Genomic DNA, 16,770 nt, shown 5'->3' with positions numbered 1-16,770 from the left:
TAGCTATTTCCATATTATAATTCCATTTTAACGCCTAGGGTATATGTTCTTGGTATCGGCTGGCCATAGCCGGTATCGATGCCATCGTAGCTCACCAGTTCAGGATCTTGTCCGGTGTATGGTGTGATGACAAATACATTGCTTACCGCGCCGTAAACAAAGAATTTATTGATCTTTATATTCCTTTTCTTCAACAGGTTACCCAACTCATAACCTACCGATACCGATCTTAATTTCAGAAATGAGGCATTTTCAAGGAAAAGATCCTGGTCTAAACGGTAAGGAATAACGGTACTCCATGGATTGTATAGCGGATATTTGCTATAATCACCACGTTTCTCCCAGAAAGTAATTTCTTTTACTGAGCTTACATCGGTATTACCTTCCCGGTTAACAAAGTCGAAGCGGCTAGCCATTTCCTGGTTAATCAGCTTCCTGCCCAGATTGAAGTATAAATTGGCGCTCAGGCTCCAGTTGCCATAGGTAAAAGCATTATCAAAACCACCCGAAAGCGTTGGCAAGGAATGTCCTTTTAATACCTTGTCTTTTTCGTCGATTACATTATCCCCATTTTGGTCTTTCCACCTCGGATCGCCGGCTTTTAATGGCTGTCCGTTATATTTTAATGGCTGCCCGTTTACTACCGGAACTTGCGAAGTAGAAGTATAAATGCCCTCATTTTCCAGCAACCAGTATTGATCTACCGGTTCGCCAACCCTTAATAACCTGTTTCCAATGATAATTTCATTTAAACCTCTTGGCAATGCTTTTAAGGTGTTGCTATTGTGGTTAACATTTAATGAAGAATTCCATGTGAATTTATGCTTAGCCATTACCAATGCGTGGATAGATAAATCGACCCCGGTATTGCTCACATCCATTCCGCTTTCTATAGATTGCTTATAACCATATTCTGCATATGATGGAATGCCGATCAACTGGTTTTTATCAGCCTTGGTGTAAAAATCGACTGAAACATGCAGGCGGTTTTTCAGCATGGCTACATCAGCTCCGATATTTAACTGATCTGAATAGGCCCATGGCACACCATAACCCACCCAGCCAAACGAATAGGGTCTGGTAAGCACACCGAAGGCATTGTATCCGGGTACAGTTAAATTACCAGTGTACCCGACCGATGCGGTATACTGTGGCCCCTGGGCATAATTATCATAGGTAAATGTTCTGCCTAAACGGCCAATACTTGCCCTTAAAACTAAATCATCAACCAGTTTGGTATCCTTTAACAATTCGTTTTTAACATTCCATGCTCCCGAGATTACCGGAGAATAAAACCAGCGTTTGCTTGGCTGTGCGTTAGATGATCCATCTAAACGTAATGTTCCGGATAAGAAATACTTATCATTATACGAGTAGTTTACTTTACCGTAAAATGATAACAGGTTATCTGCTGTTTTATCTAAAAAGCGATAAGTAAGTTCTCTCGGAAATGCCCTTGGTACCAGGTAATTGGGATTATCAGCACCGTTTGGCAATTTTGGATCAGAATCCAATAAGTTAATTTTAATATAATCATTGGCTCCCTTATAAGCATAAGCATAGTTGTACTTATAAATATCCCACATCATCGACTGGCCCAGCTCTGCATGGAAGTCATGCGCGGTATTCAGCTTGAAGTCGTATGATGCTTTATTATCAATCATTAACCGTTGGTTAAAGCCATAATAGTTGGAAGCGTAGCTATTGCCCTGCAATAAGGTTCTGGCATAAAATATATCCCTGTAACCTTCATTATAATCTACATTAAAAGCCGATGATAATTTAACCTTACCCAGTGTAGCCACCAATTTGGCATAACCCTGTATCAGGTTGGTTTTATTGTCATCAAAACCTTTGCTGTATTCGTTTAAATAGCTGGCGTAATAATCTTTATTGGGTGCAGGTGGGGCACTGAGGTCAGGAAAGTAATTAATCTGTGCAAATCGGTCCCTAAGTGTTCTGTTTCTATCGCGGTTTAAGCGGTTACCGTTAATCATGGCTGAGAAAAGTAACCACTTAACCGGCCGCATGTTGATGTTGAACATGGCGCTGTAGCGGTCTAAGCCTGTACCATCGGCAACACTCTGACTTTTTGCATTCCCTAATGAAAATCTAAAATTCGCACGGTCCGATCCGCCAGTCAGGCCAAAATTTATCCCGTATATCAATGCGTTTTTATAGTACAAATCGGTCCAGTTCGATTTACCACTGTATACGTTATTAAGTGAGTCGCTCAAATAAACAGGATATTCTTCATCATCAGAATAGCGGCCATTGGTGGTATAAATATCATAGAAGCGCTGTCTGAATTCGTTTTCATATTTACCATTAATGGTATTTACCGTTGGCTTTTGCACCATCCCGATATAGGAATTAAAGCTGATGCTCCTCGAATTGCCCGAAGCTGCTTTTGAAGTCAATACGATCACCCCGTTTACTCCCCTTGGACCGTAAATGGATGATCCTGCCAAATCGCTCAATACCTCTACAGACGCAATGTTATTGATATCAATTCCGGCGAGCAGGTTAGTGGCCGGGCCAATGCGGTTAAAATCGTACTGCTGAATATCGAAGGCGAAGGGATGCTCTCCGATTAAGGGGATTCCATCCAATACCACCAAAGGCTGTACAGCATATAAATCCTTCTTCGACAGCAGTGGCATCGCCGCGCCCCTGATAATCATGTTCTGGATTGAGCCGGGTTCGCCGGATGGTTCCTGTACGTATAGACCTGCATAATTTCCTTTCAGGTTTTGCTGTAAGGATATAGCAGGAAACAGCGAAAGATCTTTAACATCTTTCCGTACACCTCCAGACAATTTGTTGTAAATTGTTTTGAGTTTAATTTGTTCTAAACTGTCTTTCCTTAAAGAGTCTGTTGGCGATACGTACTTAATTTTAGTCGTATCCTGCAGAACAAAAAGATTGGTTGTAAGGCCTTTATGCAATTTTTTGCCAGCCGAAAAAACTGGTAAAACGTTTAACGTAAACGCGGCAAAAAAGACAAGGCATGCCCATAAGTATCGCATAGTTTAATGGATCTTTAATTGGTAAAAAAATGATTTCTAAAACTTATTTTTTCGGAAACGGCAAGATATGTCCTAGATGAAAAAGACAGGTACTTCGGTCGTAATAGTTAGGGATTCTCATAAAATTTAGTATTTGGTTAACTCAAATATATAATATACTAAAACGTTTTAATAACATATTGTCATTTTTATGAAATTTTTATAAAATGGCACAATAATATTTAATTCTATTAAAATAACTGTCAAACAGACAGGTAAAAAAATAAATATTATCAGTATACTTTAAAAAATTAACATCCTATAAAACAGTAAATAAGGATATTTTTAGCCAACAATTACAATAAATCGAACGAATTTATGTTGCTATTTTCTTAAAGTACTTAAACGTTTTAGTAAAAAATTTAATCTCAGGTGGGCCATTCAGATTAAAAGCCGATAATTAATTTTGGGATGAGAATGGGTATTAGGCTATTGTGGTCAGCAAGTGCTTCGCTACAATGATGATGTATTCTATAAAAAAGAAAGCTTAATAATTGATCTATCTTTCCGTGGCCACCTGATAGATGGGATCTTCGATAATGTTTACTTCGATAATCTGATCTGCATTTTTCAGCAAACGCTTACAATCGTTACTCAGGTGCTTTAACTGGAGTTTTTTATCAAGCGAACGGTAACGTTCGGTTAGTTTATTCAGCGCATCAATACCCGACATATCAAAAACACGGCTGTGCTTAAAATCAATTACAATATGCTGCGGATCATGGGCCACATCAAACAGTTCATTAAAATTGGCAATCGATCCAAAAAACAGCGGACCGAATATTTCGTAGGTTTTTACCCCACTGGCATCGGTATGTTTACTGGCACGTATCCGCTTAGAACTTTCCCAGGCGAAAACTAGCGCCGAAAGAATTACCCCTATTAATACCGCAAGGGCCAGGTTATGCAGCCAAACTGTAATTACAGCCACCAGAATACCAATGATGATATCCTGCGCAGGCATTTTATTAATCACTTTAAAGCTCATCCACTCGAAAGTGCCAATGGCGACCATCATCATTACACCAACCAACGCCGCCATGGGTACACGATCTATTACCGGAGCACCTACCAAAATAATAAGTAATATGGTTAAGGCCGCAATAATACCCGATAACCTTGCCCTGGCACCTGCCGAAAGGTTAACCAGCGTTTGGGCAATCATCGGGCAGCCCCCCATCCCCGTAAAAAAGCCGTTTGCAATATTGGCAATTCCCTGTGCAATACTTTCTCTGTTCCTATTGCCCTTGCTTGCTGTAATTTCATCAACCAGATTCAGGGTAAGCAGGCCTTCTGTTAAGCCCACCCCCGCCATGATGAGCGAATAGGGGAAAATGATTTTTAGCATATCCAGATTCAGCGGTACCTTCGGAATATGAAATGGAGGAAAACCACCGTTTACTGAAGCAATATTTTTAACCAGTTTGGTATCAATTCCAAAACATAAAACGATAAGAAAAACCACAATAATGGCCACCAGCGAGGCTGGAACCGCTTTGGTTATTTTAGGGAGGATGATCACTATGGCAACGGTAAGTAATACCAAAGCCAACATCACATATAATGGAGTACCGCTTAACCAGGTTATCCGGCCATTAACAAGGGTTTTGAACTGTTCCAGCTGCGACATGAAAATAATAACTGCCAGTCCGTTAACAAAACCGAACATGACGGGCTGCGGAACCAGCCGCACAAATTTACCCAGTTTAAACAGCCCCACCATAATCTGGATTAGCCCTGCTAAGGCCACTGCCGCAAAAACATATTCTATGCCCTGGGTTTTCATTAAAGCAATCAGTACAATTACCGTTGCACCTGCCCCACCGGAAACCAATCCGGGCCTGCCGCCCAAAACTGCCGTAATTAAACCCATAATAAAAGCAGCGTATAAACCCGTTAAGGGAGGGAAACCCGCAAGGATAGCAAATGATAATGATTCGGGAATCATGGTCATGGCTACCGTTAAACCTGCAAGAATTTCAGTTTTATAATTTACTTTCTTAGAAAAATCGAAAAGTTGCAGGTAGGGTTTCATCAGTTAAATTATTAGCAGCTGCAAATATCTGAATTATGAGCACATTAGTTCTATATAGATTCTTCAAATTGCAATTCATGTCAAAAGAGTGAAAATATCCAGTAGATAATGAATGGGAAATGTAAGATGGATGATGGAAATAGTCCGGAGTCGGGAGTCAGAAGTCCGGAGTCTATTGTCCAAAAAAATGTCTTTGTGCGCTTCGTGCCTTAGTAGGTAATGAATGGAAAATGTAAGATGGATGATGGAATAGTCCGAAGTCCGAAGTCTATTGCGCCAAAGAAACCAACATGCCCTGGTGCCCTTTGCGTTCATCTTTTAGATCTGCGGGATAAATGATTACAAATCCTGCTCAATAATAATTCACCTCATAAAACTAACTCGGGATAACTTTTTTAAGTTTAAGTTCGTCAAACAGGCCAAAAAACATTTTTTCAGTATCGATATACTCGTGAAAGCCTAATCGCCTTGCTTTGGTACCGTCAGAGAAAAAATCGTAATCCCAGGAAAAAACAAAATCGCCAAAGGCCCATGAGGATACTTCCTGATAACTGTGTTTGACCAGCTTATGTTTTTCTTGTATCTGTGTCCACAAAGCCGATTTATCGGCCATTATGGTTTGCAAAGGCATTTGAAGCGGAGGGGCAGTATCCATTTTAAAATAAGCTGCAATTTTAGGCCAAAGATCATTCCAGCGGACCAAATCACCATTGGTTATATTAAAAGCTTGATTTGCGCAGGCCGGGTTGGTTGCCGCCCATACTGTTGCCTTTGCCAATAATCCGGCGTCTGTAATATCTAAAAGCTTATCATAAGCCCCTAATTTGCCAGGGAAACGCAAAGGCAAACCCAGTTCTTTCGATATGGAAGCATAAACTGCAATTACAGAAACTAAATTCATCGGATTACCCAATGCGGTACCCGCAACTACAGATGGCCGAAGCGCAGACCAATTCCATTTTTTACCTTTTTGCTGTGCCTCAAGAAACTGTTGCTGATCGACATTAAATTCTGGAGGCATATGTCCACCGTCGGTTTCTTTTGCCGGTGTTTTAAAAGGACCGTAATGTGCCCCGTATACTTTATAACCTTGCATTAAACTGATGTGCTGTAAGTCTTTTGCGATACTTTCAATGGCATTAACCACGTTTACAAGCATCGCCAAATTGGGCGCTACCAACTCTGCCCAGGTAGGTTTATCTTGATACGCGGCATAAAAAACATGTGTTACCTTGGTTAAAGTGCTCAATTGTTTTTTAATGTCTTCTGCGTCGAGCAGGTCTACAGAAATATACCTGGTTTTATCCGTATCCATCCCACCCCGACGCGATAAACCGATAATATCCCAATCGCCGAGGCTTTCTAAATGGCTGATTAAATTACTGCCAATTACGCCATTTGCGCCAACAACCAATGCTGTTTTACTGTTATTCATCTCTTTTGTTTTAAATTGATTCATGTAAAGCAAAAATCCTGACAAACCAGAGATATGTTTTTGTAAAATAGTATGATAGATTTGTATAAATCTATGATGAAACGATATGTCCAATTCCAACCTGTTGTTATTTCAGCATTTGAAGTAAGCAAATGGCAGCACCCCGTACACCGGCATAACCATTACGAGCTGATTTACATTAAAAATGGATCTGGCCATCATATCATTAACGAAATCCCAATTGTTTACGAAAAAGGGAACCTCTTCTTAATTGGTCCGGATGATAACCATCGTTTCGAAATTGATGAAAAAACACATTTCATTTACATCAAGTTTACCGATATATACATTCATCAAAAGGAGATTAGTTCAACAGGCTTACAATACTTAGAGTACCTGATCAAGAGCCGGGAAACGCATTTTCTACGTTTTAACTTTACTGCAGACGATCAGTTGATTGTTGAAAACATCATTGCACTCATCTTATCGCTCAATATAAACATGTTGCAAAATGAAGCTTTAATCTGGACACAGATTTTAATGCTTTCCACAATCATGCAGCGCAATATGCCCGAAATTAAAAGCAGTGCGCAACGATCAAAAGACATTCAAGCCATTTTCTGTTACCTGCACAAATATATTTATCAGCCTAAAAATTTAAAGGCGAATGTAATGGCCGCCCATTTTAATCTTTCTGAAGATTATATAGGCCCTTACTTCAAAAGAAATACAGGCATAACCTTACGTCAGTATATCCAGGATTATCGTCAAAATTTAATTCAACAGCGAATAGCAAGCGGGAGATTTGGATTGAAACAAATTGCCGCTGAATTTGGCCTTGTCGATGAAAGCCACGTGAGTAAACTGATGCGAAAACTCTGAAAAAAGATGGGTTTAGTCGGGAGTCGGAAGTCCGGAGTCCTAAGTCCGAAGTCTATTGCGTGAAAGAAATCAACATGCCTTGGAACCCTATGCGCTTATCTTCTAGATCTGCGGGATAAATAAATGCCTAAAAAACGGATTGCAAATCCGTAGCACTCGGGGTCTGGATTGCAAATCCTGACCAACAATGGAAATCCGTTGTGCCCAGGAGACTGTATCATAAATATAGAATTGTCATCCTGAGCCTGTCGAAGGACCTGTTTAATATCTTGAAAAGCGTTTCGACTACTTATCCCGATTCATCGGGAAGCTCAACGTGACAAATTAGAATGTAATTACAAATATGATATAGCCTCCAGCGAGCGGTAATATTGATTTAAAATAAACTTTTTGCATCTACCGAAAAACCAAGCTCAATAAAACTCTGTGTCGACCATTTAATTTCCAATGGAACTCCTGCATCTTTTACCGTTTCTTTACTCACATCCTTCCCGGTTCCATAATTGATCTGCGCAAAGTGATTTTTGTCAATATTGAGTATCAAAAGCAAGCGGCTACCCTTTTGCAACTGCCTGCTGAATATCCTGGAGCGGTAAAAAGGCAAGGTTTCTAATTTGCCAGGTTGAAGCAATTTCCTTTGGCTCCTATCGTATGCGTAACTGGCTCTTCCTAAATAATAAGAGAGCTGAAAATATTCGCCCGAAGGGGTAACTTCATACAAGACCAAACCTACATCCATATCTTTTTTATTGATGATGGTCCTAAGTTCTCCCTGCAATGCACCTGCTACTGAAATGGCTTGATTAAATGGCTTAGTGATAAAAAACAATCCATTAGACCTGTCGATTTCTTTTTTGATGATTGGATTGGGATAATAATCGTTGTAGAATTTAGTTCTGTCTGCCAGATCAACCTCCTGGTGCATAAAAACTTCTTTAACTGGTTTTTGCTCCGACAGCCGCATCTCGTTTGCAGCGCTATCCAAATAAAAGCGGATATGGTAATCCTCCATTTTTGCTAATGAAGCAGCATGTTTCCACTTATTTGCACCCATTACCTCAAAATTGATCTTATCTTTTAGTAGCGCTGGTTTCTTTCCACCTTTAAAGATATAATCGAACCATTGGAAGGTGATTTCGCGGGTATTGATCAACGCAACCGAATCTACCTCATAGTCTCTCAACTTGGCTACACCGCCAATCTGCGATCCAAAATGATCATAAGGGCCTATAATTAAATAATGTTCGGCAGAGGGGTTATACTTGTAATGTTCGCGGAGGTATTCCAATGCCGAAATTTGCCCATCATCGTAATAACCGGTAATACTGAGCACTGGAATATTGATCTGTTTAAAATCTTTGCCATAGGGCACCATCGACTGCCAGTAAGCATCGTAATCGGGGTGACTAAGCCATTTCTGTAACATCGGGTTTGGTGTACCATCAATGCTGTCGATCTTATTGTAAGCGGCTCCACTTTGCCACCAGTTATTCCGCATCCTGCGCCAACGGGCATTATCGCTGTTTACGGCATCATCGGTATATTTATTATTGGTAACATGAAAGGGCCATTGGTAATTGGCGTTCAAAAAAACATTATTTTCCATGGGTAAGCCAAGTCCTGGAATTGCCGCTACATAGGGTACAATGGTTTTAAGTGCCGGGTGCAGGTGTTTGGCTGCTGCCCATTGTGCAAAACCGGAGTAACTTCCGCCATACATGCCCACCCTGCCATCGCTCCACGATTGTTGGATAATCCAATCGATCACTGCATTTACATCTTTTGTTTCATGCTCATAAGGTGCCGGCGCATCAGGACTGAGCCGTTTGCCTCTGGCATCGGCAACAATACCTACATAACCATGATCGGCGGCGTATTTGGCCTCTATCAGGCTTTTATTGGTATTGGAATAGATAAAATAAAATAATGCTGCAGGCAATTTCTGCTTTATCCCTTTTTTCCTTACCACTACCGCCGATAAAGTAATGCCATATTTTGTTTTAATCATCACACTATCGTTGATGATATAATTAGTGCTATCGGGTAAGGTTAGTTTTTGCTGTGCAAAGGTTTCCATCCCCATTACAAGGCATAGCATAGCCACACCCAGTTTTACCAGGTTTATTTTCATGATCGAAAAATTATAGTTTATGTTTTAATGAGGCTTCTTAATTTAACAGCCTGCCGTTCTGATATTCTGATTAAATTTCCTGTCTTAAGTTCTACAAGCATACCCTCATCATCTTTTTTTACCGAGCTGATATAGTCGAGGTTAAATAATATACTTCTGCCGGCCCTAAAAAATCTTTCACAATCAGGATTTTCTTCGAGTTTGTTTAAAGAGGTTTTAAGCAATACCTGCTCTTGCCCGAAAAAGAGCCTGGCGTAATTCTCTACCGATTCGATCATATGCACATCTTTCCATTTAATAAGGAGGTGTTTGCCTCTATCTTTTACAAAAATAGCTGCGCCCTCATTCGCGCCGATCTTTTCTATGGCTTTATCGATTGCATTTTTAAAGCGTTCTTCCCGTACGGGCTTCATGAGGTAATCCATCGCGCTTACTTCAAAAGCCTGCACCGCATAACTGTCAAAAGCGGTTACAAAAATTACCTGTGGCACATGCACCAAAGTTTCTAAGAGGTCGAAACCCGAACGGCCAGGCATCTGTATATCCAAAAAAATCAGATCGGGTTTTAAAAGTCCGATAAGCTGTTCGGCTTCATCAGCATTGGCAGCCTCACCCAATACGGTAACCTGTGGGTAGCTTTTCAGCATCCTGGCCAGTTCCTGTCTGGCGCCACGTTCATCGTCAATAATCAGTGTCCTAATACTTCTCATCTGATTGGGATTTTAATTTCGGCACAAACCTTTTGATCCATTTCATACAGATTAAAGGATGCAAGGTGCTGGTAACTCAGCTCGAGTCGTTCTTTCAGGTTCCGAAGCCCTATACCTGCCACCGTTTTATTCTGTTGCAATTTACCGGGGTTTAAAACACGGATGCTTACCAGTCCATGTTGTTCGTGAATGATTACTTCGATCTTTCCACCCTGCTTTTCTAATGCAATGCCATGTTTTACGGCATTTTCGACTAATGTTTGAATGCACAAACGTGGTACCATCAGTCCGGAAAGCGAAACATCAATATCCAAATCGTAAGTTAACCTTTCTTCCATCCTCAACCCTTCCAGCTCCAGGTAATCCCTCACCAGGTCTATCTCTTCATTTAACCTGATCAGCATGGCACTACCCTTATACAATCCACTGCGCAACAATTCGCTTAGCAAGTCGATTGCCCTGCCTGCAGCCTCAGGCCGGGTATACACCAATGATTTTATGTTATTGAGTGCATTGAACAAAAAATGAGGATTTAACTGAGCAGAAAGATTATCGAGTTGCGATTGTTTAAAGCTAAGCTCCAGTCTGGCATTTTCTACCGATAATCGCATTTCTCTTTTTGCGTAATGATAAAGGTGGTAGGCCAAAAGCCATATGGCCATTAAACGGATACCGGCAATAAAAATGCCCGCTGCATTTAAACTAAAAAAATCAATAAAGGTCTGTCCTGGATGGCTAAGAAACAACAACCTCACCAGGTACAGTTTACTCAAAGTAACGATGGTAAAAAAAACACCCATCACCGGAATAACGATCAACATCCTCCAGATCAGTTTCTCGATTGCCAGGTCTTGCCAACGGTTTTTATTTGCAAAGTTACGGTACAAGTGGGTAATCAATATATACATCACCACATCCGAAACAAACTGTACAACAGCCATATCGAATCTGAAACGAACAGCAGTAGACCAGCCTTGAAAAGCCCGATACAGCGCAGCCACCGACCAACCGATGAGTTGGCATTTCCAGTAAAGTGATATGTGGGGTTTCTGTTCCAAAATATTCTGCTTGAAACAAAGCAACGAAAACTAATTTTAAGAAAAAAGATAAAGTACAGGAACGTAGGCTTTTGGGGGATGAGTGGTTTTTATAGTCGGGAGTCAGAAGTCCGGAGTCCGGAGTCTATTGCGCGACAGAAACAAACATGCCTTAGTGGTTGAAGGATGGAATAGTCCGGAGTCGGGAGTCGGAAGTCCGAAGTCTATTGCGCAAAATAAATAGGCACGCCTTTGTGCGCTTTGTGCCTTGGTGCTTAAAGGACGGAAAATGTAAGATGGATGATGGAAATAGTCCGGAGTCGGGAGTCGGAAGTCTATTATGTCATAGAAACAGACTATGTGCCCTCTGCGTTCATCTTCTATGTCTGCGGGACAAACAAATAGTTAAATCGGATTGCAAATCCGTAGCACTCGGGGATCAGAAGTCCGGAGTCTATTGCGCGACAGAAACAAACCCGCCTTGGTGCCTTAGTGGTTGAAAGATGGAAAATGTAAGATGGATGATGGAATAGTCCGGAGTCCGAAGTCAGAAGTCCGAAGTCTATTGCGCAAAATAAATGGGCACGCCTTTGTGCGCTTTGTGCCTTGGTGCTTAAAGGACGGAAAATGTAAGATGGATGATGGAATAGTCCGGAGTCCGAAGTCTATTATGTCATAGAAACAGACTATGTGTCCTCTGCGCTTATCTTCTATATCTGCGGGACAAACAAATAGTTAAATCGGATTACAAATCCCTAGCACCTTGGGTCTGGATTGCAAAATCCTGACCAACGATAGACCTAACTTTGTGGGCTCTGCGGCCCTCTTAGCGTCCTTTGCGGTTAAAATCTCAATTCAGCAGTTGCTTTTTAAAGGTATTCGGGCTAATTCCCACTTCTTTTTTAAATAAACGCGAGAAATAAGAGAGGTTCTCAAATCCCAATGCATAAGCAATCTCCGAAACTGACCTGTTTTCACCGATCAAACGATTTTTTGCTTCAGATATCAGGTAAATATGAATATGCTCCAGCGCCGTTTTTCCACTTTCCTGTTTTAAAACATCTGTTAAGTAGCCCGCCGAAATATTTAAACGTTCGGCCATATCATGCACCGAGGGCAAACCTTTAGTGGCTAATAATCCGTTGGCCACATATTTATTTATTTCTTCATTAAACCTGGTTACGGTTTTGCCCGAAATTTCAGTGCGGTTAATAAATTGCCTTTTGTAAAAACGCTGACTGTATTTAAGCAAAGTATCTACATTGGCCAAAATCAGTTCACGGCTATATTCATCCTGGTTATTGCGGTATTCGGTTTCAATTTTATGATACAGCTCCCAAACCGTACTTTCTTCGCTGGGCGAGAGGTGTAGCGCTTCGTTGGTTTCGTAATCGAAGTAGTGGTATTTTTTAATGGTATCATGTAACAGATGTCCATTCAAAAAATCTTCGTGAATAAAAATCAAAAAACCATCTTCATCTAATTCCAGGTTTTTCATTTCGATTACCTGATGAGGTTTAAAGAACATCATCGAACCACTCTCATGGTCGTATTTTGTACGCCCGTAAAGGATATGTCCTGCAATAATTTTTTTAAAACCGATCATATAGAAATCGCTGGTAAATTCGCGGTCGCCCATGGTACACATGTGGTCGCATTTATAAATGCTGAACAATGGGTTTTCGGGCGGCGGAAATGCATTTTCCCGGTGTAATTCGGCCAAATTTTTATAGTGTTTCATTCCTTTAAATGGTAATTAACTACAAGCTACACAATTACCCTGTACAGCCTGTAGTTAAAGGTTTTAAATGATTTATTAATGACCATGCGCATCAACAGCTACCTTAGCCCATTCGTCAAATTCGGCAAGGCGCTCAGCATAAACCTGTTTAACTCCAGGTAAAGCCACCTTGCCCAATAAGAAGTGTAAAGGAGGTTCAGAACTATCAATCAGTGCCAATACCGCAGGTGCCGTTGCTTCTGGTTTACCCCAGCTATCGGGTGTTGCGGCATCAAAAAATGCTTTCTTAACCGGCGCATACACTTCTAATGGTGCTGTTTGAAAAGCTGAAGCCCCCGACCAATCCGTAGAAAAACCATTTGGTTCGATTAAACTTACATTAATTCCAAAACCTTTCACCTCCTGAGCCAGCGTTTCGCTTAAGCCATTTACCGCATATTTAGAAGCATTATACAAACCCAATACAGGTAAACTCACCAAACCCAGGAAGCTCGATACCTGAATAATGTGACCTGCTTTTTGTTCGCGCATTACCGGAACAACGGCCTGGGTTACCCACAACAGTCCGAAAAAGTTGGTTTCCATTTGTGCACGAGCCTGTTGTTCGGTAGTTTCTTCTATAGCTCCAAACAAACCAAAGCCAGCATTATTGATCAATACATCAATTCGGCCAAAGTGTTGTTTTACTTTTTCTACTACTGCAAAACAGGCCTCCCTATCGTTAACATCCAATTGAAGCGGCAACACGGCATCACCGTAAGTTTCTACCAAATCTTTTAAATCTGCTGTATTTCTTGCTGTTGCAGCTACTTTATCGCCACGTTCTAAAAGGGCCTTTGCCCAGATTTTACCAAAACCACGTGAGGCACCGGTAATTAAAATTATTTTCGACATTTTTTTCTTTGTTAAATATTGATAACAAAGGTATTGGCATATGCGGAGTCCGATTTATACAAAACACGGAAGTACTAGCACATTTTAAGGTTTAGCTAAATTAGCTGTGCGCATCCTTAGTGATAACCTGAAGCCAACACACTAAAGCAATCAGATTAATGGTTGAAATGCTGGTTCATTACATTAGGGCAAATGTAGTATGCCAATAATTAAGAATGATTTGCCAAAAGAATTAAATTTATGTTACGTAGTTATTGTTTAATTGCAATACACTAAAGAATAGGACTTTAATTACTAACCATTAAATATAAACAGGGCATTCAAACGATCTTGTAATCATTCATTCAAATTTCTCTGGTGGCAACCTATAACATGGTGTATAAATATTAAATAGATTGGAGCGTTCAGTTAACAGCCTTAACTCCACAAAAACTTAGAAAATGATAAAACAATTTTCATTAGTCCTGACTACTTTATTCGCGTTTAGCCTGTGTAAAGCGCAAACCATTTTTATCTCGCCCAAAGGGAACGATAAAAATCCTGGCTCCATTTACCAGCCTGTAAAAACCTTTGCCGCTGGTATAACGAAAGCTATGGCGCTTAAAAACAAAAAAGTAGTTATCGAGCTTGATGGCGGCACTTATCCAATAGATAAAACGATTGAAATTACCTCAGATAAATTTCAGCTGCAGGCGCTTACCATTAAGGCTAAGGCAAACCAAAAAGTATTCATTTCCGGATCGCAGCACGTTAAACTCTCGTGGAAACCCTATAAAAACAACATCCTATCGGCCAAAATAAAGCTGGCTCAAGCCCCTGATCAGCTCTTTATGAATGGCAAGAAATTATCGATGGCGAGGTATCCTGATTTCGATGCTACCGCCAGGGTGTTTAACGGCACCGCAGCTGATGCAATTTCTGCCGAACGGGTAAAAAAATGGCTTGATCCTACCGGCGGTTATATACACACCTTACACCAGGGGGAGTGGGGCGATTTCCATTACCTCATTACCGGGAAAGATGATGCTGGCAAACTGCTTTATGAAGGTGGCTGGCAGAATAACCGTCCTGCCAAAATGCATGCACAATACCGTTATGTGGAGAACATATTTGAAGAACTCGATCATCCGGGTGAATGGTTTTACAATCAAAAAGAGGAAACGCTTTATCTTATTCCGCCTACCGGAAGCAACCTTCAAACAGCCGATTTTGCCTTTACCATGGTGAGCGACCTGTTACATATTAAAGGCTCATTAGCCAATCCGATTAAAAATATAACCATAACAGGCATCGATTTTATACAAACCGCCCGCAGTTTTATGCAGGTAAAAGAACCGCTTTTAAGAAGCGACTGGGCCATATACCGCGGAGCAGCCATATTACTGGAAGGTACTGAATCTTGTGCCGTTAAAAACTGTAATTTTTACGACTTAGGCGGAAGTGCTGTTTTCCTAAGCAATTACAATAAGGAAGATCGCATCAGCAATAATCATATTTATAACATTGGAGCGAATGGAATTGCATTCGTGGGTAACCCAGCTGCGGTACGTTCACCTTCTTTCAGGTATGAAAATTTCGTTCCCTATACGGAAATGGATATGCAACCTGGGCCAAAAAGTGCTGATTATCCGCAGCATTGCCAGGCAGTAAACAACCTGATTCACCATACCGGCCAAATCGAAAAACAATCTGCAGGCGTTGAAATATCCATGTCGGCCGATATTCTGGTGAGCCACAATACCATTTACCATGTACCAAGAGCAGGCATTAATGTTAGCGAGGGTACATGGGGCGGACACCTCATTGAATTTAACGACGTTTTTGATACCGTACTCGAAACCGGAGATCATGGCGCTTTTAATTCATGGGGCAGAGACCGTTACTGGAGGCCGGCAAGAAATCTTATGGATAGTATTGTTGCCGCAAAACCCGGAATTGAACTTTTAGATGTGATTTCACCAATCGTTTTACGCAATAATCGTTTCCAGTGCGACCATGGCTGGGATATTGACCTGGATGACGGAAGCACCAATTATCAGATTTTCAACAACATATGTTTAAGTGGGGGATTAAAACTTCGTGAAGGTTATCATCGCACGGTATACAATAACATCATTATCAATAATACCTTCCATTCGCATGTCTGGTTAAAAAACAGCGGTGATGTTTTTAAAAATAACATTGTAAGTGCTGCATACGCCCCCATACAGATGGAAAGCTGGGGAAAAGAGATCAATCATAATTTCTTTTTAAGCAAAGATGCATTAAGCAAAACACAGAAATTAAATATAGATGCCAACAGCATCACTGGCGATGTCGCTTTTGTTGATGAAAATACCGGAAACTATCACCTCAGAAAAACCTCAGCGGCTTTAAAAACCGGTTATAAAGATTTTGACATGAATTTTGGTGTAACAGATGCGCGGTTAAAAAAACTGGCTGCTTCGCCTCCAATAAAACCGTTGAGCAACAGCTCAACCAGTAAAAAAACAATCACAGCGGAGTGGTTAGGTAGCAGATTTAAAAATATCGAAAGTTTGGGGGAAAGATCTGCAGCCGGACTTCCGGATAACAATGGCGCTTTACTCATACAATTAACAAAAGGCTCGATTGCAGAGAAAAATGGTTTAAAGAAAGGTGATGTGGTGATCGGGTTGGATAATAATGAAGTAAAATCTGTTGCTGATCTGCTAAAGATTTATAGCGAAGTTCGCTGGAAAGGACATGTTGAAATTGTTATTTTCAGAAACCAGGGGGAACAAAAATTTCAGGTCTCGCTTAAGGATTAACATGTTTCGAAAACGGGTATTTAAAAAAGACTGGTAGCAAACGGCACA

General features: G+C 40.8%; 10 protein-coding genes. 2 read left to right on the top strand and 8 right to left on the bottom strand.

Annotated elements, in window-relative coordinates; translation table 11 throughout:
• Positions 1 to 14 precede the first annotated feature (14 nt).
• From AC04QZ_RS13700 to AC04QZ_RS13690, 3 genes are all read right to left on the bottom strand, one after another.
• The gene (locus tag AC04QZ_RS13700) at positions 15 to 2,948 is read right to left on the bottom strand and encodes a SusC/RagA family TonB-linked outer membrane protein (protein WP_478358208.1); all 2,934 of its coding nucleotides are present in this window, start codon (positions 2,946 to 2,948) and stop codon (positions 15 to 17) included.
• Between the two features lie 619 nt (positions 2,949 to 3,567).
• Positions 3,568 to 5,103 (bottom strand): SulP family inorganic anion transporter, encoded by a 1,536-nt coding sequence (locus AC04QZ_RS13695; protein ID WP_478358207.1) that lies wholly within the window; start codon positions 5,101 to 5,103, stop codon positions 3,568 to 3,570.
• A gap of 376 nt (positions 5,104 to 5,479) precedes the next feature.
• A complete protein-coding gene (locus AC04QZ_RS13690; protein ID WP_478358206.1) occupies positions 5,480 to 6,538 on the bottom strand; it encodes an SDR family oxidoreductase in 1,059 nt (352 codons plus the stop codon).
• A gap of 93 nt (positions 6,539 to 6,631) precedes the next feature.
• Here AC04QZ_RS13690 and AC04QZ_RS13685 point away from each other — a divergent pair, with 93 nt between their 5' ends.
• The gene (locus AC04QZ_RS13685) at positions 6,632 to 7,420 is read left to right on the top strand and encodes an AraC family transcriptional regulator (RefSeq protein WP_478358205.1); all 789 of its coding nucleotides are present in this window, start codon (positions 6,632 to 6,634) and stop codon (positions 7,418 to 7,420) included.
• 376 nt (positions 7,421 to 7,796) lie between these two features.
• Here the strand turns inward: AC04QZ_RS13685 and AC04QZ_RS13680 are convergent, their stop codons facing one another.
• The 5 genes from AC04QZ_RS13680 to AC04QZ_RS13660 all read right to left on the bottom strand — a co-directional run bounded on the left by AC04QZ_RS13680 (position 7,797) and on the right by AC04QZ_RS13660 (position 13,933).
• On the bottom strand, positions 7,797 to 9,551 hold the full coding sequence (locus AC04QZ_RS13680) for a CocE/NonD family hydrolase (RefSeq protein WP_478358203.1): 1,755 nt from the start codon (positions 9,549 to 9,551) through the stop codon (positions 7,797 to 7,799).
• Positions 9,552 to 9,568: 17 nt separating this feature from the next.
• On the bottom strand, positions 9,569 to 10,261 hold the full coding sequence (locus AC04QZ_RS13675) for a LytR/AlgR family response regulator transcription factor (protein WP_478358202.1): 693 nt from the start codon (positions 10,259 to 10,261) through the stop codon (positions 9,569 to 9,571).
• A complete protein-coding gene (locus AC04QZ_RS13670; protein ID WP_478358201.1) occupies positions 10,258 to 11,319 on the bottom strand; it encodes a sensor histidine kinase in 1,062 nt (353 codons plus the stop codon). The genes AC04QZ_RS13675 and AC04QZ_RS13670 overlap by 4 nt, the downstream gene beginning before the upstream one ends.
• A gap of 829 nt (positions 11,320 to 12,148) precedes the next feature.
• Entirely contained in the window at positions 12,149 to 13,039 is an 891-nt protein-coding gene (locus AC04QZ_RS13665) for a helix-turn-helix domain-containing protein (protein WP_086549044.1), read from the bottom strand.
• A 75-nt stretch (positions 13,040 to 13,114) separates the two neighbouring features.
• Positions 13,115 to 13,933 carry an SDR family NAD(P)-dependent oxidoreductase gene (locus tag AC04QZ_RS13660; protein ID WP_478358200.1) on the bottom strand — a complete coding sequence of 273 codons (819 nt, stop codon included), beginning with the start codon at positions 13,931 to 13,933 and terminating at the stop codon, positions 13,115 to 13,117.
• Between the two features lie 440 nt (positions 13,934 to 14,373).
• Between AC04QZ_RS13660 and AC04QZ_RS13655 the strand changes: the two genes are divergently transcribed.
• On the top strand, positions 14,374 to 16,722 hold the full coding sequence (locus AC04QZ_RS13655) for a PDZ domain-containing protein (protein ID WP_478358199.1): 2,349 nt from the start codon (positions 14,374 to 14,376) through the stop codon (positions 16,720 to 16,722).
• Positions 16,723 to 16,770 lie beyond the last annotated feature (48 nt).

The sequence above is a fragment of the Pedobacter folensis genome (genome assembly GCF_056490665.1).
Note: the sequence above shows the minus strand (reverse complement) of the source record. Positions and strands in the feature narration are given on the sequence as shown.

Bases quoted from the DNA above. Each gene is read 5' to 3' on its own strand.
- AC04QZ_RS13690 (WP_478358206.1), bottom strand. From the start codon at position 6,538: ATGAATAACAGTAAAACAGCATTGGTTGTTGGCGCAAATGGCGTAATT.
- AC04QZ_RS13680 (WP_478358203.1), bottom strand. From the start codon at position 9,551: ATGAAAATAAACCTGGTAAAACTGGGTGTGGCTATGCTATGCCTTGTA.
- AC04QZ_RS13655 (WP_478358199.1), top strand. From the start codon at position 14,374: ATGATAAAACAATTTTCATTAGTCCTGACTACTTTATTCGCGTTTAGC.
- AC04QZ_RS13665 (WP_086549044.1), bottom strand. From the start codon at position 13,039: ATGAAACACTATAAAAATTTGGCCGAATTACACCGGGAAAATGCATTT.
- AC04QZ_RS13660 (WP_478358200.1), bottom strand. From the start codon at position 13,933: ATGTCGAAAATAATTTTAATTACCGGTGCCTCACGTGGTTTTGGTAAA.
- AC04QZ_RS13695 (WP_478358207.1), bottom strand. From the start codon at position 5,103: ATGAAACCCTACCTGCAACTTTTCGATTTTTCTAAGAAAGTAAATTAT.
- AC04QZ_RS13675 (WP_478358202.1), bottom strand. From the start codon at position 10,261: ATGAGAAGTATTAGGACACTGATTATTGACGATGAACGTGGCGCCAGA.
- AC04QZ_RS13685 (WP_478358205.1), top strand. From the start codon at position 6,632: ATGATGAAACGATATGTCCAATTCCAACCTGTTGTTATTTCAGCATTT.